Annotated in this window: 11 protein-coding genes; 6 read left to right on the top strand and 5 right to left on the bottom strand. The window is 36.8% G+C overall.

What is annotated here, in order from left to right; translation table 11 throughout:
- Window positions 1-15: 15 nt before the first annotated feature.
- The 4 genes from BUA97_RS17165 to BUA97_RS13580 all read right to left on the bottom strand — a co-directional run bounded on the left by BUA97_RS17165 (window position 16) and on the right by BUA97_RS13580 (window position 2,972).
- Window positions 16-240, bottom strand: a complete 225-nt coding sequence (locus BUA97_RS17165; RefSeq protein WP_072999154.1) for a hypothetical protein — start codon at window positions 238-240, stop codon at window positions 16-18.
- 57 nt (window positions 241-297) lie between these two features.
- Window positions 298-777: a DoxX family membrane protein gene (locus BUA97_RS13590; RefSeq protein WP_245795929.1), complete on the bottom strand. Its 480-nt coding sequence runs from the start codon at window positions 775-777 to the stop codon at window positions 298-300.
- A gap of 127 nt (window positions 778-904) precedes the next feature.
- Window positions 905-2,626 carry a PspC domain-containing protein gene (locus BUA97_RS13585; RefSeq protein WP_072999149.1) on the bottom strand — a complete coding sequence of 574 codons (1,722 nt, stop codon included), beginning with the start codon at window positions 2,624-2,626 and terminating at the stop codon, window positions 905-907.
- Between the two features lie 4 nt (window positions 2,627-2,630).
- Window positions 2,631-2,972 carry a PadR family transcriptional regulator gene (locus BUA97_RS13580; protein WP_072999146.1) on the bottom strand — a complete coding sequence of 114 codons (342 nt, stop codon included), beginning with the start codon at window positions 2,970-2,972 and terminating at the stop codon, window positions 2,631-2,633.
- A 330-nt stretch (window positions 2,973-3,302) separates the two neighbouring features.
- Here BUA97_RS13580 and BUA97_RS13575 point away from each other — a divergent pair, with 330 nt between their 5' ends.
- From BUA97_RS13575 to rpsO, 6 genes are all read left to right on the top strand, one after another.
- Window positions 3,303-4,292, top strand: a complete 990-nt coding sequence (locus BUA97_RS13575) for an SDR family NAD(P)-dependent oxidoreductase (RefSeq protein WP_072999144.1) — start codon at window positions 3,303-3,305, stop codon at window positions 4,290-4,292.
- 27 nt (window positions 4,293-4,319) lie between these two features.
- Window positions 4,320-5,126, top strand: coding sequence for an AraC family transcriptional regulator (locus BUA97_RS13570; protein ID WP_072999142.1), 807 nt, complete (start codon window positions 4,320-4,322; stop codon window positions 5,124-5,126).
- A gap of 247 nt (window positions 5,127-5,373) precedes the next feature.
- On the top strand, window positions 5,374-7,815 hold the full coding sequence (thrA, locus tag BUA97_RS13565) for a bifunctional aspartate kinase/homoserine dehydrogenase I (RefSeq protein WP_072999139.1): 2,442 nt from the start codon (window positions 5,374-5,376) through the stop codon (window positions 7,813-7,815).
- Between the two features lie 67 nt (window positions 7,816-7,882).
- A complete protein-coding gene (locus BUA97_RS13560) occupies window positions 7,883-8,809 on the top strand; it encodes a homoserine kinase (protein WP_072999137.1) in 927 nt (308 codons plus the stop codon).
- A gap of 166 nt (window positions 8,810-8,975) precedes the next feature.
- Entirely contained in the window at window positions 8,976-10,310 is a 1,335-nt protein-coding gene (gene thrC, locus BUA97_RS13555; protein ID WP_072999135.1) for a threonine synthase, read from the top strand.
- Between the two features lie 236 nt (window positions 10,311-10,546).
- On the top strand, window positions 10,547-10,816 hold the full coding sequence (rpsO, locus tag BUA97_RS13550; RefSeq protein ID WP_072999133.1) for a 30S ribosomal protein S15: 270 nt from the start codon (window positions 10,547-10,549) through the stop codon (window positions 10,814-10,816).
- 84 nt (window positions 10,817-10,900) lie between these two features.
- Here rpsO and BUA97_RS13545 read toward each other — a convergent pair whose 3' ends face one another.
- A complete protein-coding gene (locus BUA97_RS13545; protein ID WP_072999130.1) occupies window positions 10,901-12,754 on the bottom strand; it encodes an endonuclease in 1,854 nt (617 codons plus the stop codon).
- Between the last annotated feature and the right edge of the window lie 351 nt (window positions 12,755-13,105).

The raw sequence follows: 13,105 nt of genomic DNA, 5'->3' as shown, positions 1-13,105 counted from the left end.
TAGCTTTGATAATCTTCAACAATGAGTTTTGCAAGTAATCCAGGATTCTGGTAATAATTTCCGTGAAAATATTTTTGGCAAAGGCACTGTCATGCTGTTGTCACTATCCTTGATCATGTCAGAATAATGCTGAATCCTCAGATTGTCATATCCTTTCCACCATTCTTTAAAATTGATACCTAGATGCAGATTCCTGTTCATTTCTATCCGGCTGTTCGATGTTTTTATTGTACGAGGCATAGGTCGAAAAAAATTGCAAGCTGGCAAAAATAAAAAAGTAAAGATTTTCATATTAGTTTAATTTGCTTTCAGAAGAATTGAACCTGTAATCAATATTATGAAAAGGATTAATCCTGTGATCTGCCAATATATCGAAACGCTGTTGTACTGTTTCTGGATCTCAGTTCTAATTTCTAATATCGGTTTCAATTTGTCCCAGTCCCAGGCTAGCAAGATTACTCCGGCAAAAAGCATCAAGGAAGTAATAACCCAGGTTCCTGTAAAATGCATGCTGATCGTGATGACGCAAATATTGAGAGTGATCCCGAAAAACATCATTGCTCCTAATGTTGCGAATCTCTGAGTGAATAACAAAAACGCTGTGAGTAATTGACAGAATCCGAGAAAAACCCAATAGTCGCCAGTCCTGTACATTGCTTCGAAGAAATAGCCTATGGGATTATCCGTTCCAATTGCTGTGAATCTTTCTCCAAGAAGTTTTTTGAGGCCTGAAGGAATAAAAGCAAAACCAACTAAAAACCGAATGCCGATTATCATTAAATTTAGCAAGCTATTGCTTTTCAGTCTCGAATACATGGTTTTAATTTTTCTTTGGAAGAACTAGAAGAAAAGCGGAAGCCCGAAGACTTTTTTACCCGCTTTTCAACTAATCCACTCTCAATTTTTAGTTAGTTTTAATATGGATTTCTTTTTTACCATCTTTGATATTGATGTTCATATCTTTGAAGCTTTTTTTTACCTGCTGGTCAATTTTCATCCTTTCTAATACTACATCTGCAGAATCTTTGGAGTAGTTTTTTCCGTTGATTTTAACAGAATCGCTGTCATCAGAATTATATTCGATAGTCGTTCCGTTAATTTTAATTTTGTTTTCCTCCACTGTTATTCCGGAATGATTGCTGCTGCTGAAATCATTATCATCGTCATCAGAATTGTCACGTACATTAATTTCATATTCTTTTTCGTTAATGACTTTCATAGTTGATGGAACTACCAGCTCATAATCCAATCTGTAATCTCTGAATTTGTATTCATAAGGATATTCAAAGTAATTAGGAAAGAAGATTCTGTTGCCTGTGATTTCCACAGGAACTTTCATTTTAAGAGGCTGATTGTAGCCATCTGCTTCTTTCTTAATAATCAGATAAGGGGTTTTGATATCATCTCTTCTGGTGATTTCTACGCTCGCATAATCTCTTTTATAGATTCTGGATTTGTCAGAATAAATATTATTAAAATAAGCTTTGTAGTTCTCAGGAATCGCCACTTTCTTGCTATCCAGGTAGATGGTATCATTCGGTGCTGTGATGGAGATATTCTCATAATCCTGATTGTCGCCACTATACGAAAAGTTGAACTTGGAAGCACTTGCTGCGAAAATTCCGACCAGAATAATCCAGATGATTCCCAACGTTCCCAAAACGCGTCCGATGTAATTGAATTTGGTTTTTGGCGAAAACAGCTTGATCGATAGCAGTAAGAACGCTACTCCAAAAATGATGGTAGGTAAAGCAGCAATAGCAAGCAAAAGATATCCAAGATTGTTTTCTTCCAGATAGAATCCAAGGTTATTGTCCATCCCGAATTTGTCAGAACCGTATGCAAAGGTCATTGCGAACAATCCGATGAAACATCCCGCTGCCAATAATCCAAGCAAAACAGCTAGACAATATCTGAAGATTTTTAGAATGGAATCTCCTGCAGAACCGATCTTCGGACGGTTTTCGGTGTAGATTTCACCGGCTCTTGTGGTTGTCTCATTGGCAAACTGTACTATTTTGCTGGATTCTTCCTTTAAGTTGTCGAAGTTTAAAGGTTTTCCTTTCATCTTCAAAAAGTCAGATGCTGATTCTGCTTTTGGTAAAACTGCCCAAAGAATGAAATAAAGAATGACTACTAAAAATGAGGATCCTGGAGCGATCCAAAGGAACAAAAATGCGCCAACCCAAATGAGTCTCATCCAAGTGATATCCATTCCGAAGTAAGCTGCTAAACCTGCACAGACACCGGCAATCTTTTGTCTTTCCGGGTCACGGAACAGTTGTTTCTGAGAATTGCTGCTGTAGCTGCTGTAGCTTGTAGAAGACTTTGATTTACTTTGTTTTCCTTCTGAGTAATAAGCTTCTTCCTGCTCATCAATCTGTTCAGGCGTTCCGATCTGAGCGATCACTTTTTCTACATCAGAATCGTTGATTACTTCTCTTTTGGAAAGTGTTTCCTTGAAAATCTCGACCATTCGGATTTCAATATCGTGCATAACTTCGTCTGCTTCCTGTGCGTCCAGAGAATTTCTCAAGGCATTCAGATAATCGCTAAGCTTGATGTAAGCCTGTTCATCTATCATAAAAGAGAAACCAGCGAGTGCTATTGATAATGTCTTGTTCATAGTATTAATTTTGAGAGTGAGAGTTTGTAGTAATTTGGTTCACAGAGTCTGTCAGTTCCTGCCAGGTTGTTTGCAATTCTGCAAGAAAAAGACTTCCTTTATCAGTAATCTGATAGTACTTTCTTGGCGGTCCGCTTGTAGATTCTTCCCATCTGTAAGCGAGAAACTCGCCGTTTTTCAATCTTGTGAGGAGAGGATAAAGAGTGCCTTCCACGACATCCAGTTTTCCTTTTTTGAGAGATTCTATCAGGTCGGAAACATACATTTCGCGCTGCTGAATCAGGCTCAAAATACAGAATTCCAGAATTCCTTTGCGCATTTGCGCTTTTGTGTTTTCCGTATTCATATTAATTGTTTGGTTTAATTAAATTCTAAAGTTTATTGCTCGTGCTTTATTTTTTAAGTTATTATTAAGCTCCGAACATACTTCTCTAACTTTACATTGCAAAGATATATAAATAGAATGGTATTATGCAATACAAAGTAGTAAATAATTTTAGAAATAATAGTTAATTATCTGATTTCCAGTTATAAAATTTTACAAATAAAAAATCTAAATTTCAAATAATCAGTAATAAATCTTTTATAGGTCTTTTAAACAAACTTAATTCGGACGTTTAAACAAAATTGATCCTGTTTTTGTAGTATAATTTTGTATCAATAAATATTTAAAGCAATGAACAATTATCAAGGTGTATTACAAAAACCCATCAACTCAGGCTTCAATGCAAGATCTACAACAGAAGAAGTAATCAAAGGAATCAGTCTCGAAAGAAAAGTAGCTATCGTGACAGGCGGAAATTCAGGAATCGGATTGGAAACAGTTAAAACATTATCAAGAGCTGGTGCAAAAGTCATCGTTCCCGCAAGAGACATCGAAAAAGCAAAAAAAAATCTCGCCGGAATCCCGAATGTAGAATTGGAAGAATTAGATTTATCCAATCCAAATTCGGTTGATACTTTTGCAGAAAAGTTTTTAAAATCCCAACGTCCACTTCATCTATTAATCAACAACGCCGGCATAATGTGGGTGCCCCTTCGCAGAGATGATCGTGGTTTAGAATCCCAGTTAGCTGTAAATTATCTGGCCCATTTTCAGTTAACGGCAAGATTATGGTCCGCTTTGAAAAAAGCAAACGGTGCCAGAATCGTAAATGTTTCTTCTGGCGGACATCAGTTTTCGGATTTCAATTTTGAAGACCCGAATTTTCTCCATCGAGAATATGAAACATTACTCGGCTACGGACAATCGAAAACCGCAGTCAATCTTTTCTCGATGGAATTGGATAATCGTGCAAAAGAATATAATGTCAGAAGTTATGCATTATGTCCTGGTGCAGTCGGCGAAACTGATTTGTCGAGAGAAGCACCGTTGGATTTGTTTCAAAAATTGGGTTACGTTGATTCGGAAGGACAGTTGTTGCCGGAAGTTACAGCATCTTTGAAAACCATTCCCCAGGGTGCAGCTACAACAGTTTGGTGTGCAACAAGTCCTTTGCTAAATGATTTGGGAGGAATTTATTGTGAGAATGTCGACATTGCACCTTTGGGTTCCGATGTGAAAACTATAGGCGGAATCAAACCTTATTCTCTGGATGAAACCAATGCCAAAAGATTATGGCAACTAAGTGAAGAAATGACAGGAATTCCATTTGACATCCATTGATATTTGTAACTTTGTGATATGAGCAATATGGATTATAAAGTTAATTATATCACTCCGGAAATCAAGCTTTCCTGTTACGAAGGTAAGTTGTTCAAAACCGAAGCGGCATTTGAAGATCATTTGCTGGTTTGGCTGATTTCCGGTGAGACCAAAATTATCCAGGCAGACGAACGCTTTGTTTTCGGTGCAGGCCGCACTTTCCTGATTCCGCGAAATCAATTGGCAACGATCATCAATTATCCGAAAGACGGAATGTCACACAAAGCGGTTGCGATGCATTTATCAGCAAAACGCCTTAGAGAATTTTATGCTGATAATTCGATTAAATCAAAAATAAAAACAGAAAAAATCATCAGTTTTGAGAAGCATCCGTTATTGGAAAGTTGCCTGGCTTCGCTGATTCCGTATTTTGAAATGCAGAATAATTTCCCCGAAAATATTGCTTCTCTGAAAATAAATGAAGCGATCAATATCCTCAGAACGATTGATGTCAATATAGATTCTGTTCTTAATAACTTTGATGAACCCGGAAAAATCGACTTAGTGGCTTTTATGGAAAAGAATTTTATGTTCAATATGTCTCTGGAAAAATTCGGATATTTGACTGGCCGAAGTTTGACTACTTTCAAAAGAGATTTTTATAAAGCTTTCAATTCCACACCACAAAGATGGCTGACAAAAAAACGTCTGGAATTGGCGTATTACGAACTTGTCGAGAAAAATAAAAAGCCTGTCGAAGTATATTATGAAACCGGGTTTGAGAATCTTTCACATTTTTCTTTTGCTTTCAAAAAACAGTTCGGTTATTCGCCAACGCATTTGATTAAATCATAATATTTATTGAATTGAATCGAATTAATTAAAATAAATAGTTCAAAAAATTTGCAGTAAAGAAATGTTTTCATACATTCGTTAAAGATTTACAAATAATAATGAATTTCACATTTACAACAACCACTTCTACATCAACAACTACAACATCTGTAGGTTGCAGGAAGGTGCGTTTGTGAATTTGAATACAACAATAATGACAAAGCCTTTCTGATTTCAGAAAGGCTTTTTTGTTTTTAAAATATAATCAATGAAAATTTTAAAATTCGGAGGAACTTCAGTCGGAAGTTTGGAAGCTTTGCAAAATGTAAAGCTAATTGTAGAAAAGGAGTTCAGTCAAAACGAACCGTTGATTGTCGTCTGTTCTGCCTTGTCAGGAATTACCAACATGCTTCTTCTAGCTTCAGAACAAGCTTTAGAACAAAATGATTTCTCAAGAATTCTGAAATCTGCAGAAGAGAAACATTATCAGATTATCTCTGGATTATTGCCAAGAACTGCCCAGAATCCGTTATTGATGATGGTGAAAGTGAGTTTCAATGAGATTGAAGATTTGCTTTTCAGTATCAGAAATTTGGGCGAATTGTCAGACAGGATCAAAGACAGATTATTGTCTTACGGCGAACAAATGTCCGGCAAAATCATCACTGCTTTCCTCAATTCAGAAAGTTTTCCTGCCGTTTTCCAAGATGCAAGAGAATTAATCAAAACCGATTCTCATTTCGGAAATGCTAACGTTGATTCCAAAAAAACAAACGAAAATCTAAACAATTGGACACTCGGTAATCACATCTATGTTGTGACAGGTTTCATCGCATCAGATGAAAATCAAGATACAACAACGCTAGGTAGAGGCGGTTCAGATTATACTTCGGCGATTTTAGCTTCAGGGTTAAAAGCGGATGAAATCCAGATCTGGACAGATGTTGACGGTTTTCTAACGGCTGACCCAAGATTGGTAAAGAATGCTTTTTCTCAACCCGAACTCAGCTATCAGGAAGCGATGGAAATGTCGTATTTTGGGGCAAAAGTGATTTATCCGCCAACGATGATTCCGGCGATTGAAAATCAGATTCCGATATATATCAGAAATACTTTTCAACCGGAAAATCCAGGAACTTTAATTCATCAGAAATCCGAAATTTCCAAAGGTTTGATCAAAGGAATTGTCTCCATCGAGAAAACCTGTCTCATCAATATCACCGGAAACGGGATGATTGGGATGAAGGGTTTCAGCGGAAGATTATTCAATGCTCTGGCGAGATATGACGTGAATATCATCCTGATTACACAGGCCAGTTCCGAGCATAGTATTTCGTTTGTTGTTAATTTTAATGACGAGAAAAAGGCCGGAAAAGCCATCCGGGAAGAGTTTGAATTTGAATTGGATTCCAACAAAATCGATGAACCGCAATTTGATAACGACCTAAGTATCATTTCCGTTGTTGGCGAGAATATGAAGAAAACAAGAGGGATTAGTGGTAAATTTTTCAGTGCCTTGGGCAAAAACGGGATCAATATTATCGCAATTGCACAAGGTTCGTCTGAACTTAATATTTCTGCCGTCATTGAACGAAATGAATTGTCGAAAGCACTAAATGTTGTTCACGATTCACTTTTACTTTCGCACGTGAAAACCTTCAATGTAATGTTTGCGGGAACAGGAAATATTGGCAAGGAATTGTTCAGGCAACTGGAAAGGGAAAAGAAAAATTTGGCTGAAAATCATCAGATCAAAATCAATGTGGTTGGGATTTCCAACAGCCGAACGATGCAGCTAATTGATAATCCGGAATCCATTTTTAATTTAGAAATCGAAAATGAAAATTCTCAAAAAACAGATTTGGAATCGTTTATCAAATTAATTGCCAGTAAAAATTTACCGAATCTAGTTTTCGTCGATAATACTTCCAGTGAAGACGTTGTGAAACATTATCCTGATCTATTCAATAATAATATTTCGATTGTCACTTGCAACAAAAAGGGAAATTCCTCATCGTTTGAGCAATACAGCAAATTCAAAAGACTGGCGAAGAAGAACAATGTCAATTTCCTGTATGAAACCAATGTTGGAGCAGGACTTCCAATCATCAGAACTTTAAATGATTTGTGGATTTCAGGTGACGAAATTTTGAAAATCGAAGCTATTTTATCCGGAACAATTTCTTACATTTTTAATAATTACGTTGGTGAAAAAACTTTTGCCGAAGTTGTAAGAACGGCGCAGGAATTAGGATATACAGAACCGGACCCGAGAGATGATCTGAATGGAATGGATTTCTCCCGAAAAATGCTGATTCTTGGACGAGAAATTGGCTTGCCATTGGAAATGTCCGATGTCAGTATCAAGGATTTTCTTCCTGAAGCTTGTCTCCAAGCAGAATCAATTCCTGCTTTTTACGAAGAATTAGAAAAACACGAACATTATTTCTCATCTTTCAAAAACGAAGCAGAAAGTTCTGGCAGAAAACTGAGATTAATTGGTGTTTTGGAACACGGAAAAATCAACATCGAAGTTCAGATTGTAAATTCGGATCATCCTTTTTTCGGATTGTCTGGAAGCGACAATATCATTTCATTCACAACTTCAAGATACAGAAATACACCTTTGGTTGTAAAAGGTCCGGGCGCAGGTGCAGAAGTAACAGCTGCCGGAGTCTTTGCAGATTTGGTGAGAGTTACAGCACAATAATAGTTGTTAATGATTAATTTTAACAAGAATCAATTAACAATTTACCATTAAAAATTAATAATTAAAAATGGATTCTATAAAAGTTTTTGCGCCTGCAACAGTTGCCAATGTTGTCTGCGGTTATGATATTCTAGGTTTCGCAATAAAAGAGCCGGGTGATGAAATCATCCTGCGGAAGAACGATTTCAATCAAATCATCATTACAAAAATCGAAGGCGATGGCGGGAAACTTCCCAAAGATCCTGCTAAAAATGTGGTTTCTCACGTGATCAGATTATTTCTCGAAAAAATAAATTCTAACCAGGGAATTGATATTGAATTGTACAAAAAAATGCCTCTTAACAGTGGAATGGGCTCCAGCGCAGCGAGCAGTGTTGCTGCTTTGGTCGCCATAAATGAATTGATGGGAAAACCTTACTCAAAACAAGAATTGTTGCCACTAGCAATGGAAGGCGAACGAATTGCTTGTGGAAATGCTCACGCCGACAATGTGGCGCCTGCACTTTTGGGCGGTTTGGTTTTAGTCAGAAGTTACGAACCTTTGGATGCGCTGAAATTGCCTTATCCAAAAGATTTGTCGGTCGTTTCCGTTCATCCGCACGTGGATGTTCCGACAGGCGAGGCGAGGAAAATCATCAAGGATAGAATCAGTTTGAAATCCGCTGTTCAACAGTGGGGAAATGTTGCAGGCTTGGTTGCCGGATTCTGCACCAACGATCTGGATTTGGTCAGCCGAAGTCTGGAAGATGTTATCATAGAGCCGGTTCGTGCGATGCTGATTCCGTATTTTTATGAGATGAAACAGCTCGCTTTGGACAACGGAGCGATTGGTTTTGGGATTTCAGGTTCCGGTCCTTCCGTTTTTGCATTGTGCAAAAACAAAGGAACAGCGGAAGAAATTTCATTCAAAATCAAGAAATTACTTAATCAAAAAAATATAGAAAGCGAATCCTTTGTAACGAAAATTAATGACGAAGGCGCAAGAGTTATTTGAAAATTTAAACCACAAAAGACACAAAGATTTTCTTAAAGATCACAAATAATATTTGACGAAGTCAAATCCTTGTGAACTTAAAATTATAGAATTTAAAATAAAAAACCTTAGTGTGCTTTGTGTTAAAATTTTAAGCTAAAAACCATCCACCATCAACTATCAACAAATGAAATATATATCAACAAGACAACGACAGGAAACCGATATAAAAACAGCAATTCTCAAAGGTTTAGCCGATGACGGCGGACTTTTTATGCCAGAATATATTCCAAAATTGGATTCTGATTTTTTTGAAAATTTACCGAATCTCACTTTACAGGAAATCGGTTTCCGTGTAGCAAAGGAATTTCTCGGCGATTCCATTTCGGACGATAATTTGAAACAAATCATCAATGAGGTTTTAAATTTTGAAATTCCGGCTGTGAAAATCTCTGAGAATATTTATTCTCTGGAATTATTTCACGGTCCGACGATGGCTTTCAAAGATGTCGGCGCAAGATTTATGGCGAGAATGATGTCTTATTTTTCAGAAGGAAAACCTATGAAAGTGATTGCCGCAACTTCCGGCGATACGGGAAGTGCTGTTGCGTCAGGATTTTTTGATGTTCCGGGAATCGAGGTTTTTATTCTTTATCCTAAAGGAAAAGTAAGTCCGTTGCAGGAAAAACAGTTGACAACTTGGGGCGGAAATATCAAAGCTCTGGAAATCGACGGCACTTTTGACGATTGCCAGGCTTTGGCAAAACAAATTTTGTCCGATGAAGAATTGAATCAGAAATTCACGTTGACATCTGCAAATAGTATCAATATCGCCAGACTGATTCCGCAATCGTTTTATTATTTCTGGGCTTTTGCGCAACTTCAAAAATTAGGAAAACCAATTGTATTCTCAGTTCCAAGCGGGAATTTTGGAAACCTTACCGCTGGACTTTTTGCAAAAAAAATGGGATTGCCAGTTCATCAATTCATTGCATCGACCAATGAAAATGATGTGATTCCTAAGTTCTTGGTAACAGGGAATTACGAAGCAAAACCTTCCAAACAAACCATCAGTAATGCAATGGACGTTGGAAATCCTAGTAATTTTGAACGGATGAAAAGCTTGTTCAATGATGATGTTACGGAGTTCAGAAAAGAAATTGAATCTTATTCTTTTTCCGATAAAGAGACTGAGATTGCAATGCAAAATGTGAAGAAGGAATATAATTATATACTTGATCCGCACGGCGCGGTTGCTTATTTGGGATTAGAGGCTCTTCGATCCTTCGGCAAGCTCAGGACAGGCTTGGCTCAGAGTGACAAAGTAAGTGGAGATTTTGTTGGGGTTTTATTAGAAACTGCTCATCCTGCAAAGTTTGTGGAAGTGGTGGAAGAGGTTTTGAATGAAAAAATTATCATTCCGGAAAAACTTGAAGCTTTTAATAAAAAAGAAAAAAAAACTGTGGAATTTCCAGCGGATTTTGAAGTGGTGAAACAATTTTTGATGGAGGAGAAGCGGTAAAAACCACAAAAGGAACAAAGTTTTGACATTCATAACACAATTTTGTCATTTTGAATCTAAACGGAGCTGTCGAGATTCTGTCAGAATGACAAATTAGATTTGAATTAAGTAATTTTCTTTTGTTCATTTGTGGTTTTAGAATTATTTAAATAAATAGTTTTCTTATCAGTGATCAATCCAAAAAATAATCTTATCTTTGCACCCGAATTACATAATAATCATTAAACAATATTGGAATGTATTTAACAACAGAAAAAAAAGCAGAAATTTTCGCAAAGCACGGTAAATCTGCACAGGACACAGGAACTGCTGAAGGACAGGTTGCTCTATTCACTTTTAGAATCAACCACTTGACTCAGCACTTGAAAGCTAACCACAAAGATTTCAACACAGAAAGATCTCTTGTAAAGTTAGTAGGTAAAAGAAAAGCTCTTTTAGATTATTTGAAGAAAAAAGATATCAACAGATATAGAGCAATTATCGCTGAATTAGGAATCAGAAAATAATTCCAGGCTCAGGCAAAAAATTAAAGCAACTCAATTGAGTTGCTTTTTTTATGAATACTTTTTTGTTACCTAAAATTCAAAAAATTATTTTTTGATAAATTTCACAGATTTTCCATCAATATTAAGTATGTAAATATTAGGGTGTAAAGCATGGACATCAATTGCTTTTTTATTAGCAAAAGGTTTTTTGATTTCTAAAATTAATTTTCCGGAAATATCAAAAATCTTTGCAGATTCAGCATTTTTCAGATCGCCATTAATATTAATTACGTCTGCGACAGGATTTGGGTAGATATTGAAAGTCTCATTTTTATTAACCTCATTAGCTGCCAAAACGCCCAGTCCCATGCAATAGTCGGAAGGATGTGTGATCCATTCATTGATATCAAAACTGTTTGTAGGGTTTATGAAATCTGATTTTCTATAAAGCGATTTGTTCCCGTTGCTGTTATCCTGACCTTTGATTCCGATGGCATCCACAGTTGCAGATCTGTACGACAGATCCACATATTGTCCACCGGTAAAAGTAAGTGATGGTGCTGCCGTTATAAACTTGGCGTTAGAATTATTGAAACAGCTGAGATTGGCATTTGGATTTATAACCACAAAATTTTGATTATTTTCTATACTGCCTTCCAGTTCGAAGGGTTCACCAAAATAATAGGCGGTTCCCTTATACTGGATGTATAATTTGTACCCGTTCAGATTAACTTTGTGACCAGTTCGGTTAACGATTTCGAAAGCTTTGTTATTGCCGGAGCCTTCGATGTATTTTACAATCTGAAGATCCTTTGCAAAAATATCTGCTGTGAGTGTTGTCACGCTCATCGTGTTGCTCTGGGCACTTTCCAGATAAGCATTATCATAAGCTTTCACAGTAAAGTTATAGGTCGTCGCAGGCGTCAGATGATCTGCTGAAAAAGAAGTGGTTTTCGTGGAGCCTATTAAAACGCCATCCTGATAGATTTTGTACCCGATAACATCAGATTCCGGGCTGGCCTGCCAGTTTAGATCTACAAAATAAGCAGAGTTCCTTTCCAGAGAAAGCTGTGAAGGCGCAGATGGCGAAACATTATCCGGCGTCTGGTTCCATATCATACTGACCCATTCCGGATGATCGATAAAAGGATTTCTGTTTTTCTGAATATTATAAACAGAATTGTTTCTGTCAATCTCCCTCTGTGAAACCGGATCCAGCTGATGCCAGTTCAGGAGCATGGCAACATACCAGTTTTCATAGGCTTTTTCCTCTGTTCCGTCTAATGGATTTTGGTCTTTTGTAGGATCAGCATTTGTACTGAAGTTGAAACTACCCAGTTTTCCTTCGTATCTGACAGCAAAATACAGAAGAGCTCTTGCAATATCTCCTTTAAACTCATCTATCGGTTCGAAAACACGGCCTGTATAAGTCGCATTCTGTGTTCCGTTAGAGGCTTGTTTGGAACCATTGGTAAAATTATAATATACTGTCGAACCTGCTTTTCCATAAGGGTAATTGCTTCTTAGCTGGTTGATTCTTGCATCTGTAGGAATTACAAAAAATAAATCAGAGTACATTGGATACGCACTGTTGAAGGAACTTTGGGGCATCATGTGTTCACGGTTCCAGCCCAAGCCTTCTGCATTGGCACTTCCTATAATATTGGCAAGAGTGTAATGATAAGCTGTTGTTCCCGTAGGATTGTTAGAATAGATGTCCAGCAGATAGGTTGTATTGGTGGCATCGTAATCATAATATTTATCAATGTCCGTCTGTCCATATAATGTTTTCAGGTCATCATAATGCCAATTATAGTTTTTTGCAGAGATGATGTCATGAAGTTTTGTTTTCAGTGCAAAACCAGATAAACTTTCGGTTCCGGTGTAATAGCCTTGCGGAATCTGGGATAGTGCAAAAACAGGGAAAACAGCAAATGCAAACAGGTAGTTTTTTAACATGATAATATTTTTAAAAATGTCGGGGCATAAATTTATTGTTTTTTTATAACATTAGCTTTGTTTTTTTTAAATCATTCATTAATAAATTGTTATGTCATTATTACAAATCAAAAATCTCAGGTTTTATCAATAAAAAATGAAAATCAAGAAATAATTCAGGTGGTAATTGAAAAATGGATATGATCACAGTCATAAAAACCTTATAAGGCTATTAATAACTTTGAAATACATCATCCTGACAGACGGATGCACGATTAATCTGAAAACAGGCGAAGTAGCGTAACAGGTATAAAATCGAATGTTTTTAGAAGCTGGCCTGATAATAGGTTTGTAATCTTTAAATTTTTTAAA

Origin of the sequence: Epilithonimonas mollis, from assembly GCF_900142325.1 — a bacterium.
Taxonomy (GTDB): domain Bacteria; phylum Bacteroidota; class Bacteroidia; order Flavobacteriales; family Weeksellaceae; genus Epilithonimonas; species Epilithonimonas mollis.
Note: the sequence above shows the minus strand (reverse complement) of the source record. Positions and strands in the feature narration are given on the sequence as shown.